Below are 14,691 nucleotides of genomic sequence, written 5' to 3' on the forward strand. Positions count from 1 at the left end.
GGGACAGCCAGCCTAGCGCCGGACCTGTCGTTTTGGACGCGCTGCATGAAACAGTTTAAAGCGTGTATCACCGCCAACTTCAAAGCAATTTGCAAAGCTGTCTTGCAGGCACTGTTCGTAAGGCAAATGGCGGTTTGCCACCATCCAGAGCTGCCCCTGCGGCTTGAGCATCCCCGCCGCAGCCCTGACAAACGCCTGCCCCAGTGCTGGATCTGCCGCACGGGATGTATGAAACGGGGGGTTCATCACCACCGTGTCCACCTTGCGCTCTGCTTGCCATGTGGTGACATCGGCCCAATGAAACACAGCCCTTGGGTCAGTCACATTGCGCCGCGCGCATTCGAGCGCCATATGATCAGCCTCGACAAGGTGTACCGCTTCGATCTCTGGACGGGTCAGGATGTGCGCAGACAGAAATCCCCACCCCGCCCCAAGATCTGCAACATCGCGCCCAAGCTTGGCGGGCAAAGCATCCGCCAGCAAAGCCGAAGCCGGATCTATTTCGTCCGCTGAAAAAACGCCCGGTGCCGTCCAGAACCCGCCTTCGGTCAGAGTGGGCCCGTCGCGCCAGTCTGCAAACACGCTTGCAACCGGCGTTGCGCACCAGAACAACTTGCCATGAGCTTTGGAAATTGGCGCAGACACCTCAATACGCTTGCGCATGTCACGCAGAATACTGTCGATACCGTCAGTTTTTTGCCCATCTATGATCACCACGCCCGCGCTCAGCGACATGGCCTGTGCGATCAAGGTGCGCGCTTCCTTTTTGGCGCGGGGCAGGCATAAAATCGTTGCGGCGTTCGGTGAAGTGAGTTCAGTCTCGCAGTGGTAATCCCGCGTTTTCCACGTGTCATATGCGGGTTTGAACCCATCTATGATGCAGGTCCGCTCACGCGGCAGATCCACGAGCCGCGCATCGACAGGCGGCTTCACAACCGTGATTTGGCCAGTGTCGGGCAGCACAAGGCCACCCTCACTCAGAGCCAGCACCAGACGGGCGTCGATCACCAGATTACTCTTCTTTTTCCATGGTGCACTGTAGTGGATGCTGGTGGCGGCGCGCAAAATCCATCACCTGCGCCACTTTCGTTTCAGCGATTTCGTGGCTGAAGACGCCAACGACCGCGACACCTTTTTTGTGCACTGTCAGCATGATCTCAAACGCTTGTGCATGATTGAGGCCAAAGAACCGCTCAAGCACATGCACCACAAATTCCATTGGCGTGAAATCGTCGTTCAGCAACAAAACCTTGTAAAGCGGCGGGCGCTTTGTCTTCGGTTTCGTAGCGGTCAGGATGGACGTATCGCCATCGTCTTCCGAACGGTCCGACATCATGTATAAATCGCGGTGCATTGCTGCTCCTGATGTTGACGGGTGTGGTGAGTCCTTGAACCGCTTATATAACCTGTCTGAGCGTTTAGAAAAGGGGCAAGGCTAAGCGGAAAATTCCGCCCCTTACCAAGTTCGATGTCACTGCGGTCTGCGCCACCGTTGAATGATCCAGAGAATCGCACCGCCGCCCCGGTGAAACAACCGCGGCTCAGCGCATTTTGGCAGAGTTACGCTCGTCTTTGTCGAAAACGGCTGATGCCTGCGCTTAATTTGCATCAAGTTTAAGCTTCATCGAAACTTAACGCCTTCGCTTTAATTCAATGGTTTATCGAAATCAAAAGCTGTGTTAGCGTCAGCGCTAATAAAGCCAGTCGAAAAAATTCGGCGGCATGAGGCAGAAAAAAAGGCGGTTATCATGAAGGTTCGGCGCACCTGGCCGGCCCGCTATGGGCTATATGCATTCGCAGTTTTATGGATGCTTGTTATTTTACCTCTCAGTGCAGCAGCGGCCCCCTATGCGGCATTTGTGATGGATGCGCGGACGGGCGAGGTCTTGCATTCACGTAACGCGGACACACGGCTTCACCCTGCATCCTTGACCAAGATGATGACGCTTTATATCGCTTTTCAAGCTGTCGAAAACGGTGAGATTTCGCTGGATACCAAAGTCAAGATTTCCCGCTTTGCCGCATCCGAGCCTCCCTCGAAGCTTGGGCTGAAATCAGGCCAGCGGATCGCCTTTCGCTATCTGATACGCGCCGCTGCGATCAAATCTGCAAATGATGCCGCAACCGCTATTGGTGAAGCGCTCGAAGGGTCAGAAGCAGCATTTGCGCGGCGTATGACGCGGACCGCAAAAGAACTGGGCATGACCCGCACAACCTTCAAGAATGCGCACGGTCTGACGGAAAGCGGACATATGTCCACAGCGCGTGATATGTCCCTGTTGGGCCGTCATGTGCTTTATGATTATCCCGAATATTATAATCTGTTTTCCCGTCGCTCGACACATGCGGGTGTGCGGGATGTCGCGAATACGAACCGACGCCTCTTGGCGGCATACCGCGGCGCCGATGGGATAAAAACCGGCTACACGCGCGCTGCTGGATTCAATCTTGTTGCCTCAGCAGAGCGCGGACAGGAACGTATTATCGCAACTGTTTTTGGAGGCACGTCGACGATCGCGCGCAATGCACGTGTCGCAGAGCTGCTTGATATGGGGTTCAAACGTGCCCCCAGTCGGGCAACAGTGCGCAAACCTCAAAAGCCGTCCTACTTTGCCTCCAGCCGTCAGGGAACGCGTGACGCTACGATCATGACAGCCAGTCTGCGGCCCCAAATAAGACCCACGGTCGCATCGGCCGCGGTAGCAAGCCCGGTAAACGCCGAGGACATCATAGCCGCCGTCGAAGAAGCGAAGACTTCGACCGCAAGCATCGCAAGCACAACCGGAATTCTGAATAGCGATATAAAATCAGCATTGATTGAAGCACAGGAAACGCCGGCACCAAGCACAGCGGCCCCATTGGGCGGTGTCGCCCCAGTGTCCATCAGGCCCGCCATGCGGCCCAAGGATCTCATAAACGCGTCATTGGATCAGCCAGTGGAAAATGAAGTCGTAACCCGGCTTTCAACATCAGGCGGGCGGCAATGGGGCGTAAATGTGGGACAGTTCGGCAGTCGGTATCTGGCAGAACGCGCCCTTTTGACAACCGCGCTCACGGAGATGGAGACACTGGACGGGACGTTGCGCAAGGTCGTGCGCCGACCGACTGGCTTTGATGCAAATTTTCTCGGGATGACCGAAGATTCCGCCGACCTCGCCTGTCGTCGCCTTGAGGCACGTAACATTTCCTGCAAAACAGTCGGGCCCTCCTGAATCCAAACGAAGTTCAGGACATAGGAAACCACCGGCACCAAATGCGTGGTCGCAACCTGTAACCTGACCAAAACAAAGCTGCGGCATCTGCATGCCGTGCCGGGGCGCGTGAGGGGATTTTCTGGACGCTGCCTGCATGACATGAAGTCAGGACGCGTTCGAATGGCTTTTGAAAAATAGGGCGGGATGACCAGCTAGGTTGCACCGCAGTCGATGAAAAACAGGGGGTGAACGTCGCATTCTCAGATCACACCGACAGAATCATTTTTCTGAATACCTGACTATGTTCGGACAGGGCCTAGCTTCGGCAGGCAGAAGACAAAGGCGCGTAGCCTAGAGCGTCTGACGAAATACCTGAAACATCAAGTATCACGTAACGCGTTGAAATCTTTGATTTCAGGCAGCGTTATGTGATTCAGGTTTTTCGCATGACGCTTTAGTCGCTTTTCGGCTTATCGTCCCATTCATCATTCAGGATCCGGCGGCTGTCGCCTTCGGGGTCTTCGTACTGGCGGCTGCGCAGGGTATACAGAAACCCGGCCAACCCGAGCCCCCCCAAGATCAGAGAAATGGGGATGAGGTAGGCCAGAACGTTCACCCACGCCCCCTGATCCGCAGTGCATTAAGCGATACCGTCAGCGAGGACGTAGACATCGCCAAGGCCGCGATCAACGGCGTTGCCAGACCAGCGACGGCAAGAGGCACCGCAACAATATTGTACACCGTCGCGATGCGAAAATTCTCACGAATCCGTTTGGTGGCCATCCGTGCGGTTGCAAGTGCGTCGGCAACAGGCATCAAATCTTGACCCAACAATACGATGTCAGACGCTGCGCGTGCTGCATCCAAAGCCTGCGCCGGGCTAATTGAAACATGTGCCGCCGCCAGCGCGCCCGTATCGTTCAGACCATCCCCTACCATTAGAACGTGGCGGCCCTCATCTGTCAGACGCTGGACGAATGCCACCTTGTCAGCCGGCAGCATTTCCGCAGCAAAATCCGACATCCCCAGTTGAGCGGCCGTTTGGGCGACCGGCGTTTGACGATCACCAGAAAGCAGAATGACCGGGATACTCTGCCTATTAAGTGCGGCCATCAACTCGGCAGCGCCCGGACGCGGACGGTCTTCGAAGTGCAAGATCGCTGGCGCGCCATCACCGGTATCCAACACGGTGCAGAGTACTTCAACCTCGGTCGAAACCCCGATCCATTCGGGGCGTCCCAGACGAACTGTTTTCTCTGCGTATTGGGCTTGCGTACCATACCCCGGTTGCTCCGTCAGGTCGCTGAGCACGATATGAGCAGTTTCATCGCTTTGCGCAGCCGACACAATGGCCTGCGACAATGGATGTGACGATCCCCGCGCCAGCGCATATGCCAACGATCTTTGCCGCGGCGTCAAATCACGCCAGTTGGTGGCGCGCGGGGTGCCCAATGTAACCGTACCAGTTTTGTCAAAGACGACAGTATCCACCTCTGCCAGACGCTCCAACGCGGTGGCATTCTTGATGAGAAGACCTTTTCGAAACAGCCGCCCGGAAGCTGCAGTTGTAACGGCTGGCACTGCAAGTCCAAGGGCGCAGGGGCAGGTGATGATCAACACTGCCGCCGCGATGTTGAGAGACACACGCATGTCGCCGGACCACAACAGCCAGCCCATAAAAGCCAGTGCCGACAGAATATGTACCCCCGGCGCATAAAGCTTGGCCGCGCGATCCGCCAGCGACGTATACCGGGACCGCCCGCTTTCGGCGACCGCAACCAGAGCAGCCAATTGGTGCAATGATGTGTCCGTGCCAACCGCCGTGGCCTCAAGCGTCAATGGCCCTGTAAGATTTACCTCGCCCGTACTCATCGGATCACCGACGGTGCGCATCACCGGCATCGCCTCGCCCGTCAGCGCAGATCGATCAACCTCGGATGTGCCTTCAATCACGACGCCGTCTACGGGTGCGCGGGCGCCGGGGCGCACCATCACATGGTCCCCGAGGCGCAGTGCGCTCACCGCGACTTCGCTCGTTTGTCCCATATGCACCCGGAAAGCCCGCGGGACCTCCAATGCGGTCAACTCTTCGGCCGCTGAGCGCGCAGCAGAACGCGCGCGTGCATCAAGCCACCGGCCTGCCAGCAAAAAGAAGGTCAGCGTCAAGGCTGCGTCAAAATAGGCATGCTTACCGGAAAGCCCTGTTTCCCAAAGGGATGTCGCCACCGCCAGCACGATGGCCAGTGTGATCGGCACGTCCATGTTGAGCCGCCCTGCCCGTAGCGCGGCCCATGCGTTTCGGAAAAATGGTTGGGCGGAAAAGGCAAGGGCAGGCAGAGTGATCGCCGCTGAGATCCAATGGAACATATCGCGGGTGGCGTCTGTCGCCCCGGACCAGACCGCAACAGAGAGCAGCATCACATTCATGGCTGCAAAACCAGCGACCGCAAGGCGCATCAGGATATCGCGGCTTGCGGCATCGGTCCGCGTTTGCGAGAGCGCGGCGATATCAAGCTCATGCGCTTCAAAGCCCGCCGAGATCACCAGATCGGCAAGCTCCTGAGCCGTCACACCGGGGGCTGCATCAATCATCACACGTTTGCGTGTCAGGTTGACGCGTGCCGCGCGCACCCCGGAATGCGCTGTCAGGCTGTTCTCAACTTTGGAAATGCACGCCTGACAGTGAATGGTCGGCAAAGACAGGGCCAGCTGCGCATCTGGCAACGGCACATCAACACGCTCGGCGGGTGCGGCGAGGCAACCGGGACAGCTTGTCGGGCCATTTGTAGCGGTTGCCGTCATGAACGCGCCTTTGGAACGTGCAGGATCACACGCTGGCGAAACAGCCGCCCGTCAGTCGATGTGGCCGACATGCGGATATTCCAGTTCCCCGGCGCCAGATCGACCGGAGCCACATACCTTTTCCCATCAAACTGAAAATCAGGCGTAGAATCATCTTTGACATGCGTGGCGCGCCCAAGCGTTGCCTCAAGGCTCGCCACTTCAACCGGCTGACCGGCGGCATCTGTCACGGAAAGCAATACCTGGCCCTCACGCGCCTCTGCATAAACGGACCAGCCAAGCGAATGCTGGACTTCTCGATCTTTGTCAAAGCTCTGGCTTGCAACGTAGGAGTTCTTGACCTCAAGTCCTGGAAAGGTGCTGACGGCATTGAATGCAAGGGTCAGGTTGACGGCGATGATCACGGAAAACGCGCTGCAGAAGATCAAAGCCACATGGCGTCCGGTCAATTCTCTGGTCATTGGTTTATAGCCTTCCCTGTGAAGTTGCTGTCCTTGTAGGCCCGGTCCCCGTTTGTGAGATCTTCGATCCAGAAACGCAGGTCGGTGTGATCACCCTCTGCTGGGCCTGAATTCGGCGGCGCGATCACATAGACGCGCTGCAGGTGCGAGGCATCCGCGCCGACGGAAACCGACCCATAGGGCGTGCCTTCCAGTTGGATGCGCACTGCCGGATCACCTTGCACGGCAATTCGGAACAGCCGCTCTTCGTTGTTCTTGTTGCGCAGGCGAATGTCATATGTGTTGCGAATAGACCCGTCAGACATGGTTACAAAAGTGGGGTTGCGCACCGGTGCAACCGTGACTTCGATGTCAGCACGGATAAAAAGCGCCACAAGCAAAGCCACACCAACACCGCCCCAAAGCGCGGTGTAAATCAGCGTCCTAGGGCGGAAGATATGCTTCCAGATCGGACGGGGCGCATTGCCCGCACGTTCAAGTTTCTCATCCGACAGGGCAAGGTAGTCTATCAGACCACGCGGCTTGCCGATCTTGGCCATGACGTCATCGCAGGCATCAATGCACAGCGCGCAGGTGATACATTCCATCTGCTGGCCGTCGCGAATATCGATCCCCACGGGGCAGACGTTGACACAGGCCATACAGTCAATGCAGTCGCCCATCGGCTCGCCGGCCTGCACTTCTTCGGAGTGCTTGCGCGGTTCACCACGCCACGGGCGATAAGCAACGGTTAACGTATCCTCATCCATCATCGCGCCCTGAATGCGCGGCCACGGGCAGGCGTAGATACAGATTTGTTCGCGTGCGAATCCGCCAAAGACAAAGGTTGTCGCGGTCAGAATGGCCACCGTGATATAGGCCACAGCCGCCGCCTGACCGGTGAACAGATTGACGAGCAGCGTCGGTGCATCGGCGAAATAAAACACCCAAGCCCCGCCTGTCGCCACAGAAATAAACAGCCAGACCGTCCATTTCGTCATCCTGAGCCGCAACTTGCGCGCGTCCATTTTCTCCTGACGGTGCAGGCGCAGCCGCGCGTTGCGGTCCCCTTCGATCCAACGCTCCACCAGAATGAACAGATCGGTCCAGACGGTCTGCGGACAGGCATATCCACACCACACACGCCCCAGCGCAGAGGTAAACAGGAACAACCCAAGGCCAGCCATGATCAACAGCCCGGCGACAAAATAGAATTCATGGCTCCAGATATCGATCCAGAAGAAATAGAACCGGCGGTTTGCAAGGTCGAGCAGAACCGCCTGATTTGGCAGATCCGGTCCACGATCCCACCTGATCCAGGGCACAATATAATAGATGCTCAACGTAACAATCAGGATGATCCATTTGAAATTGCGAAAGGGGCCGGAAACCCGGCGTGGAAAGATCGGTTCGCGGGCTGCGTATAGGCTGGGTGGTGTGGCCTGATCGGACAAAGCGGTTCACTCCGGGTTACGGTCACGCACAAACTAGTCTGATTGCGTAAGGCGCGGCCTTGATGTGCATCAAAACCGCGCCTGATTTTTCGTGACGTGGCGTTAAGTTATTCGCCGCCGCCCAGCTGGTGCACGTAGACGGAGACTGCCCGGATTTCAGCCTCGGAAAGGCGCTGAGTCCAAGGTGGCATGACGCCATAGCGACTGTAGGTCACAGTCTCGATCAAGGTGTCATAGTCACCGCCATAGAGCCAGATTGCGTCCGCAAGGTTCGGAGCACCCTGATCACGATCCCCAAGACCTTCTTCGCCGTGACACGCGCTGCAGTTGTCCAGATAAACCTCTGATCCGGCGCTGACCTGTGCGGCATCAAGTGGCGTGGCACCGGACAGGTCCATCACGTAGTTGACCACGGATGTGATTTCTTCTGGTTCGAGAATCTCGCCAAAGGCAGGCATTTCCGAATAGCGTGCATCGTCGTCATCTTCGTTACGGATGCCGTGCGAGATGGTGGCATGAATGTTTTCAATGTCACCGCCCCAGAGCCAGTCATCATCCAGAAGGTTGGGATAGCCCACGAAACCGGCTGCACCGGAGCCATGGCACTGGGTGCACCATGTGCGGAACACGGCCGCACCGGCTGACGTTGCATAGGTGTTCAGGTCCGCATCGGCAGATATTTCTGTCAACTCCACAGAGGCAAGGCGGGCGTTGATTCCCTCATTTGCAGTTTCTACCGCTGCGATCTCTTCTGCGACTTCACCGCGCGTGGAATAGCCCAGCAATCCCGAGGTCGCAGAGGACACCAGCGGCCATGCGGGATAGGCAATCGTGTAGGCGACACCCCAGATAATGGTCAGATAGAAGCACCAGAGCCACCACCGCGGCATCGGGTTGTCGAATTCCTCGATCCCGTCCCAGCTGTGGCCGGTGGTGTCGGGATCACCTTCTTGTTTTGGGGGGACTTTGGTCATTTTTTTGCCTCCTCTTGCGGGGCGGGTCGGTCATCATTTCGGAAGATCATGGTTTTGGCTTCTTCATGCAGCTTGTTTGATCCGGGTCGCGCGACCCAAAACCAGATGCCCACGAAAATACAAAACAATAACAAGAGCATCCAGCTATCGGCAAATTCACGCAGCAGGGAATAGGTTTCCATTTCTATTCCTCCTCAGCGGCTTGCATCTGGGGTGAAGGTCGAGAAATCGACCAGCGTGCCCAGCATCTGCAAATAAGCAATCAGCGCATCCGCTTCGGAGATGCCCGGCGCCCCGTCAAAGTTGCGCACCTGCGCCCCCGGATAGCGTTCCAGCATATCGTCATAGTCGCTGTCGGGATCAGCCTGTGCACGGAAATCTGCACTTGCTGCGGCGATCATATCATCAGTGTAAGGCACACCAACGAACCGGTGTGTGGACATCAGGTCAGCCACATAATCCGGCTCGATGAGCTTTCTCTCAAGAAAGCCATACTTAGGCATGATCGATTCGGGCACAACCGACTGCGGATCGCGCAGGTGATCAATGTGCCAGTCATCCGAGTAGCGACCGCCAACACGCGCCAGGTCCGGCCCTGTCCGCTTTGAACCCCACTGGAACGGATGATCGTACATGGATTCGGCCGCCAGTGAATAGTGACCATAGCGTTCAACTTCGTCGCGCATGGGGCGGATCATCTGACTGTGACAGACATAGCAGCCTTCGCGGATATAGATGTCACGGCCCGTCAGTTCCAGCGGCGAATAAGGCCGCATCCCATCGACCTTTTCGATGGTATTTTCGAGGTAAAACAAGGGGGTGATCTGCACCAGCCCCCCGATTGTTACCACAAGGAAGCTCAACACCAGCAACAGCGTTGCGTTGGTTTCAATGAACTTGTGTTTTGCGAGGATCGACATGTACTGATCCCTCCTTATTCAGCAGGGACAGCTGTGCCGAGCGGCGCTTTAGCGGGCGCAGCCTTTACAGTCATCCAAAGGTTGTAACACATGATCAGCGCGCCGGAGAGGAACATAACCCCGCCCAGACCACGGACCACATACATCGGGAACTTCGCACTGACGGTGTCGGCGAAAGAGTTCACGAGGAAGCCGTTGGCGTCCACTTCGCGCCACATCAGGCCCTCCATGATACCGGTGACCCACATGGACGCCGCGTAGAGCACGATGCCAATGGTGGCGAGCCAGAAGTGCCAGCTGACGAGGCTGAGCGAATAGAGACGCTCGCGCTTCCACAGCACCGGCACGAGGTAGTAGAGCGCGCCGAAGGTGATCAGCCCGTTCCAGCCAAGCGCACCGGAATGCACGTGCCCGATGGTCCAGTCGGTGTAATGCGACAGAGAGTTCACCGCGCGGATCGACATCATCGGACCCTCAAAGGTGGACATGCCGTAAAAGGCCAGCGAGGTCACCATCATCCGCAGAACCGGATCGGTGCGCAGCTTGTCCCAGGCACCTTGCAGCGTCATCAGACCATTGATCATACCACCCCAGCTTGGCATCCACAGGATGATCGAAAAGACCATACCCAGTGTCGCCGCCCAGTCAGGCAAAGCTGTGTAGTGCAAGTGGTGCGGGCCCGCCCAGATGTACAGAAAGATCAGCGCCCAGAAGTGGATGATCGACAGTTTGTACGAGAATACGGGGCGTTCGGCCTGCTTGGGCACGAAATAGTACATCATCCCCAGGAACCCGGCGGTCAGAAAGAAGCCGACGGCGTTATGGCCATACCACCACTGCACCATCGCATCCTGCACGCCCGAAAAGACCTGCACGGATTTGGACCCCCAGATCGACACGGGGATCGAGATGTTATTGACCACATGCAGCATCGCAACCGTCACGATGAAAGCCAGATAGAACCAGTTGGCCACGTAGATGTGTGGCTCTTTCCGCTTGATGATTGTCCCGAGATAGCAGGCAAGGAACGCCAACCAGACGATGGTCAGCCAAATGTCCACATACCATTCGGGTTCGGCGTATTCCTTGGATTGTGTGCCGCCCAACAGATACCCGGTCGCCGCCAGAACGATGAACAGCTGGTAGCCCCAAAAGACGAACCACCCCAGATTACCGCCCCACAGCCGCGCCGCGGACGTGCGCTGCACCACGAAAAAGGCTGTTGCGATCAGGGCGTTGCCCCCAAAGGCGAAAATCACTGCCGAGGTGTGCAGAGGCCGCAGCCGCCCAAAGTTGGCGTAGCCTTCGGCCCATTCGAAATTGAGGCTGGGAAAGGCCAGTTGAAAGGCGATGACCACGCCCACCAAGAAGCCCACAATACCCCAAAAGGCTGTCGCAATCACGCCTGCGCGGACAACGCTGTCAAAATACTCATCTTTCGCAATGGGTGTGGCAGGTTCATCCGTATTGCGCAGCGTGACCAGAAACAGGCCACCGGCAACAAGCATAAAGATAATCATGTGAACCTGGTAAGACAGATCGCGCGCATAGCTGGCTGCGATCATCGCAATCAGCGCAACAAGCCCGTATGTCACCAGCTTCAGGTAATTCAGTGTTCCGGTATCCATGTTCCGGTTTCCCTTCCGTCTCGGCTATGTGCAGACGGAGTCCGCCCACACAAATCTTATGAGTTATGAGGTGTGTTTTACGCGCCAAGACTTTGAATTCTTTGATCTGCATCAACACGGGCCGAGATTTTAAATGATGCGGATCAAGGAAACTCCGTTCAGGCAAGGTAGAATGCCCGTAATCTGCGGCAAAAAAGGAGCAATATATGGCTTACAAGTCTGTATTCACAGCGCTTACGTCCTTTGACGAAACCTCACCGGCGCTGGCATTTTCGGCAGCAACGGCTGAAGCACAGGACGCTCATCTGGAGGTGCTTTGTGTGGGTGTCGACCGCACACCGAACACCTATTTCGAAATCGGATCGAACGCGGTCGTGATGCATGCCGCAATCGAGACCGCGCACGAATCTGCAAATCATATTCAGGCCGAAGTGCGCGCGTACCTGCAAAGCTCTTTGTTGCGCTGGGATGTCATCAACAGCATCGCCCCAATTGCAAGTCTGGGACGGACTGTCGCCACCCAGGCGCGCTTTGCGGACCTTGCCATCGTGGGCCTGCCCTATGGGACACCCACGCAAACCGACGATTGCAGTATTCTTGAGGGCTTCTTGTTCGAAGCGGATTGTCCCACGGTCGTCGTCCCCGAAGGCGCAGCCGTGGCGCGCCCTCAAAGCATCGTGATCGGGTGGAACGAAAGCACCGAAGCCCTGCGCGCCATCAAAGCGGCAATACCGTACCTGCAAAAGGCCAAGCACATCCACATCGCCATCATTGACCCGCCGGAAACCGGGCCAGAGCGGTCTGACCCGGGTGGGGCGCTGGCGGTTTACCTGTCACGCCACGGCATACGCTGCGACATCAACGTCATGACACGTTCAGGCCAAAAGGTCAGTGAAAGGCTGTCGCAATATGTGACGGAAACCGGGTCCGATCTGCTTGTCATGGGGGGATATGGGCATTCACGCTTCCGCGAAGCCGTTCTGGGCGGTGCCACCCGCGACATGCTCGAACACAGCAAGGTTCCGGTCATGATGGCACACTAGCCGTCGTGACCAGAGCTTTCTTTAGCTCAGGAAGCCGCCATCGCTGTCATCACCCGCCTCTTCCATGAGGCGGTCCATATTTGGCACCACGATGCGCCGCTTGCCCTCCAGCACGACGACTCCGTCTTTTTTCAACGCCGACATTTGCCTGCTGACGGTTTCCAGAGTAAGGCCCAGATAGTCAGACATCGCCTCGCGGGTCAGAGGCAGATCAAAGACGAGGCTATTGGATGCTGCGTGCTTGGACAGGATCGCATCCCGCCGCGCAATAATCGCAAGCAGACTGGCAATTTTTTCGCGCGCTGTTTTGCGGCCCAGCACAAGCATCCACTCGCGTGCTGCATCCAGTTCGTCCAGCGTCATCTCGAGCAGTCGGTGCGCCACATGAGGTGTCGACGAGATCATCTGCTCGAAAGGTTTGCGTCTGAAACAACACATGACCAGGTCGCTTGTCGCGGTGACGGTATAGGTCGCAATTTCGCGCCCCGGACGCCCGACAAAGTCTGATGGCAACAACAGACCGACCATCTGCGTGCGCCCGTCTTCCATCGTCTGGGTCAAAGAAGCAACGCCGGAGACGACTGATGCAACAAAATCCATACGGTCCCCTGACCACATGATTGTCTGTCCCGCAGAGAAGCTCCGATAGTATTTTATATCCTCAAGAAGCGCCAATTCTTCAGTATCACACCGCGCGCAGACCGCCCGATGCCTGATCGGGCAATTCGCGCATTCCTTGATGTTTGGCGCTGCGACTTCTTGCATCAAATTTCTCCGCGCTTGATCCATGTCAAAGTTTACCGTTCCGCCAGACCATATCCAGACTCTATGACACTGACATCCAAACTCGCCAAAATGGGTCTATTTGACGCAAGAGTACCGCGTTATACGAGCTATCCAACGGCCCCGCAGTTTTCTGTCGACACCACGGGCGCTGACACACGCTCTTGGATCACTGCGATCCCACCGGGAAGCCGCATTTCACTGTACTTACACATACCGTTTTGCCGACGGTTGTGTTGGTTCTGCGCCTGCCGCACTCAGGGTATCTCAAATAATGGCCCAGTGTTAGCCTATCTGTCTACACTAAAAGCGGAATTGAGTCTGTTGGCGGACCTCTTGCCAGCCGATATCAGCCTGAGCCGCGTCCATTGGGGCGGCGGCACCCCAACCCTTTTTGAAGCGGCTATGATAGAGGATCTGGCCGGGTCAATCAGTGATGTAGCACCTCTGGCGCCACATGGCGAGTTTTCCGTCGAAGTTGACCCCAATGAGATAGACCAGTCCCGGGTCGATGCGCTGGCCGCCGCCGGCATGACGCGCGCCTCAATTGGCGTGCAGGATTTTGATGTTGAAATCCAGACAACCATAGGGCGGCTGCAAAGCTTCGATGTGACACGCTACGCGGCGGATATGTTGCGGGCGTCCGGGATAAAATCCTTGAACACTGACATTCTTTTTGGCCTGCCGCACCAGACGACAGAAAAAATCGCCGCCAGTGTGCAGAAGCTTCTCACACTATCGCCTGATCGGGTTGCTCTTTATGGCTATGCGCATGTGCCTTGGATGGCGCGGCGTCAGTCTCTTATCCCATCTGATGTCCTGCCCACCCCTGAAGAGCGGCTGAAGCTTTTTGAAACAGCACGTCAGCTGTTCGAATGGGATGGGTATCGCCAGATCGGGATCGATCATTTTGCCGTGCCACATGACACGCTGGCCGTGGCCTCAAAGACTGGCAAGCTGCGCCGCAATTTTCAGGGATATACGGATGAGCCTGCCGAAGTGCTCATTGGGCTAGGAGCCTCAGCCATTTCGCGTTTCCCGCAAGGCTATGCACAGAACAACCCGTCAACATCCGGGTACACCAAGTCCATTCGCACGGGCGAGCTATCCACATCGCGCGGACATCGCTTTTCAGAGGATGATAAGCTGCGCGGGCGACTGATTGAGGCCATTATGTGCGACTTTGAAGTCGATATTGATGACATGGTCGCCCGGTTCCCCAATCGTGAGGCACATATTCGGGCGCTGTTGGGGCGCGCTGCAGCCCATTTTGGTGACATCGTTCAACTAAAAGAGGACAGGTTCCAGGTTTTGCCCGATGGGCACGCTCTGGCACGGATCATAGCGCGCCATTTTGATGCCTATGAAATGTCCAGCGCGGGACATGTTTCCGCAATCTGAGGATGAGAGCGTCTGACGAAGTACCTGATTTCAGGCAGCGTTACGTGATTCA

General features: G+C 56.7%; 14 protein-coding genes. 3 read left to right on the top strand and 11 right to left on the bottom strand.

What is annotated here, in order from left to right; translation table 11 throughout:
- Positions 1-12 precede the first annotated feature (12 nt).
- Positions 13-1,008 (bottom strand): class I SAM-dependent methyltransferase, encoded by a 996-nt coding sequence (locus RLO149_RS17025; RefSeq protein ID WP_013963334.1) that lies wholly within the window; start codon positions 1,006-1,008, stop codon positions 13-15.
- Positions 1,009-1,012: 4 nt separating this feature from the next.
- A complete protein-coding gene (gene clpS / locus RLO149_RS17030; protein ID WP_013963335.1) occupies positions 1,013-1,354 on the bottom strand; it encodes an ATP-dependent Clp protease adapter ClpS in 342 nt (113 codons plus the stop codon).
- A 394-nt stretch (positions 1,355-1,748) separates the two neighbouring features.
- Here clpS and RLO149_RS17035 point away from each other — a divergent pair, with 394 nt between their 5' ends.
- Positions 1,749-3,212 carry a D-alanyl-D-alanine carboxypeptidase family protein gene (locus RLO149_RS17035; protein WP_013963336.1) on the top strand — a complete coding sequence of 488 codons (1,464 nt, stop codon included), beginning with the start codon at positions 1,749-1,751 and terminating at the stop codon, positions 3,210-3,212.
- A 436-nt stretch (positions 3,213-3,648) separates the two neighbouring features.
- Here RLO149_RS17035 and ccoS read toward each other — a convergent pair whose 3' ends face one another.
- The 8 genes from ccoS to ccoN all read right to left on the bottom strand — a co-directional run bounded on the left by ccoS (position 3,649) and on the right by ccoN (position 11,412).
- Positions 3,649-3,810 carry a cbb3-type cytochrome oxidase assembly protein CcoS gene (ccoS, locus tag RLO149_RS17040; protein ID WP_013963337.1) on the bottom strand — a complete coding sequence of 54 codons (162 nt, stop codon included), beginning with the start codon at positions 3,808-3,810 and terminating at the stop codon, positions 3,649-3,651.
- Positions 3,807-5,996: a heavy metal translocating P-type ATPase gene (locus RLO149_RS17045; RefSeq protein ID WP_013963338.1), complete on the bottom strand. Its 2,190-nt coding sequence runs from the start codon at positions 5,994-5,996 to the stop codon at positions 3,807-3,809. Before RLO149_RS17045 ends, ccoS begins: the two co-directional genes overlap by 4 nt.
- Positions 5,993-6,457, bottom strand: coding sequence for a FixH family protein (locus RLO149_RS17050; RefSeq protein WP_013963339.1), 465 nt, complete (start codon positions 6,455-6,457; stop codon positions 5,993-5,995). Before RLO149_RS17050 ends, RLO149_RS17045 begins: the two co-directional genes overlap by 4 nt.
- Entirely contained in the window at positions 6,454-7,890 is a 1,437-nt protein-coding gene (ccoG, locus tag RLO149_RS17055; RefSeq protein ID WP_013963340.1) for a cytochrome c oxidase accessory protein CcoG, read from the bottom strand. The genes RLO149_RS17050 and ccoG overlap by 4 nt, the downstream gene beginning before the upstream one ends.
- Before the next feature lie 107 nt (positions 7,891-7,997).
- Positions 7,998-8,864, bottom strand: coding sequence for a cytochrome-c oxidase, cbb3-type subunit III (gene ccoP / locus RLO149_RS17060; protein WP_044025407.1), 867 nt, complete (start codon positions 8,862-8,864; stop codon positions 7,998-8,000).
- Entirely contained in the window at positions 8,861-9,046 is a 186-nt protein-coding gene (locus RLO149_RS17065; RefSeq protein ID WP_013963342.1) for a cbb3-type cytochrome c oxidase subunit 3, read from the bottom strand. The genes ccoP and RLO149_RS17065 overlap by 4 nt, the downstream gene beginning before the upstream one ends.
- Before the next feature lie 12 nt (positions 9,047-9,058).
- Complete coding sequence (gene ccoO / locus RLO149_RS17070; protein WP_013963343.1) at positions 9,059-9,784, bottom strand: cytochrome-c oxidase, cbb3-type subunit II; 726 nt, start codon at positions 9,782-9,784, stop codon at positions 9,059-9,061.
- 14 nt (positions 9,785-9,798) lie between these two features.
- Entirely contained in the window at positions 9,799-11,412 is a 1,614-nt protein-coding gene (gene ccoN / locus RLO149_RS17075; protein ID WP_013963344.1) for a cytochrome-c oxidase, cbb3-type subunit I, read from the bottom strand.
- 206 nt (positions 11,413-11,618) lie between these two features.
- On the opposite strand from ccoN, the gene RLO149_RS17080 reads away from it, so the two are divergent.
- Positions 11,619-12,455 carry a universal stress protein gene (locus RLO149_RS17080; RefSeq protein WP_013963345.1) on the top strand — a complete coding sequence of 279 codons (837 nt, stop codon included), beginning with the start codon at positions 11,619-11,621 and terminating at the stop codon, positions 12,453-12,455.
- Between the two features lie 21 nt (positions 12,456-12,476).
- Here RLO149_RS17080 and fnrL read toward each other — a convergent pair whose 3' ends face one another.
- The gene (gene fnrL / locus RLO149_RS17085) at positions 12,477-13,220 is read right to left on the bottom strand and encodes a transcriptional regulator FnrL (RefSeq protein WP_013963346.1); all 744 of its coding nucleotides are present in this window, start codon (positions 13,218-13,220) and stop codon (positions 12,477-12,479) included.
- Between the two features lie 63 nt (positions 13,221-13,283).
- Between fnrL and hemN the strand changes: the two genes are divergently transcribed.
- Positions 13,284-14,639, top strand: coding sequence for an oxygen-independent coproporphyrinogen III oxidase (hemN, locus tag RLO149_RS17090; protein WP_013963347.1), 1,356 nt, complete (start codon positions 13,284-13,286; stop codon positions 14,637-14,639).
- Positions 14,640-14,691 lie beyond the last annotated feature (52 nt).

Source organism: Roseobacter litoralis Och 149, assembly GCF_000154785.2.
GTDB lineage: Bacteria > Pseudomonadota > Alphaproteobacteria > Rhodobacterales > Rhodobacteraceae > Roseobacter > Roseobacter litoralis.

Excerpts from the sequence above, each read along its gene's own strand:
- RLO149_RS17065 (WP_013963342.1), bottom strand. The coding sequence starts at position 9,046 with ATGGAAACCTATTCCCTGCTGCGTGAATTTGCCGATAGCTGGATGCTC.
- RLO149_RS17050 (WP_013963339.1), bottom strand. The coding sequence starts at position 6,457 with ATGACCAGAGAATTGACCGGACGCCATGTGGCTTTGATCTTCTGCAGC.
- RLO149_RS17035 (WP_013963336.1), top strand. The coding sequence starts at position 1,749 with ATGAAGGTTCGGCGCACCTGGCCGGCCCGCTATGGGCTATATGCATTC.
- ccoO (WP_013963343.1), bottom strand. The coding sequence starts at position 9,784 with ATGTCGATCCTCGCAAAACACAAGTTCATTGAAACCAACGCAACGCTG.
- fnrL (WP_013963346.1), bottom strand. The coding sequence starts at position 13,220 with ATGCAAGAAGTCGCAGCGCCAAACATCAAGGAATGCGCGAATTGCCCG.
- hemN (WP_013963347.1), top strand. The coding sequence starts at position 13,284 with ATGACACTGACATCCAAACTCGCCAAAATGGGTCTATTTGACGCAAGA.
- ccoN (WP_013963344.1), bottom strand. The coding sequence starts at position 11,412 with ATGGATACCGGAACACTGAATTACCTGAAGCTGGTGACATACGGGCTT.
- RLO149_RS17080 (WP_013963345.1), top strand. The coding sequence starts at position 11,619 with ATGGCTTACAAGTCTGTATTCACAGCGCTTACGTCCTTTGACGAAACC.
- clpS (WP_013963335.1), bottom strand. The coding sequence starts at position 1,354 with ATGCACCGCGATTTATACATGATGTCGGACCGTTCGGAAGACGATGGC.
- ccoP (WP_044025407.1), bottom strand. The coding sequence starts at position 8,864 with ATGACCAAAGTCCCCCCAAAACAAGAAGGTGATCCCGACACCACCGGC.
- RLO149_RS17045 (WP_013963338.1), bottom strand. The coding sequence starts at position 5,996 with ATGACGGCAACCGCTACAAATGGCCCGACAAGCTGTCCCGGTTGCCTC.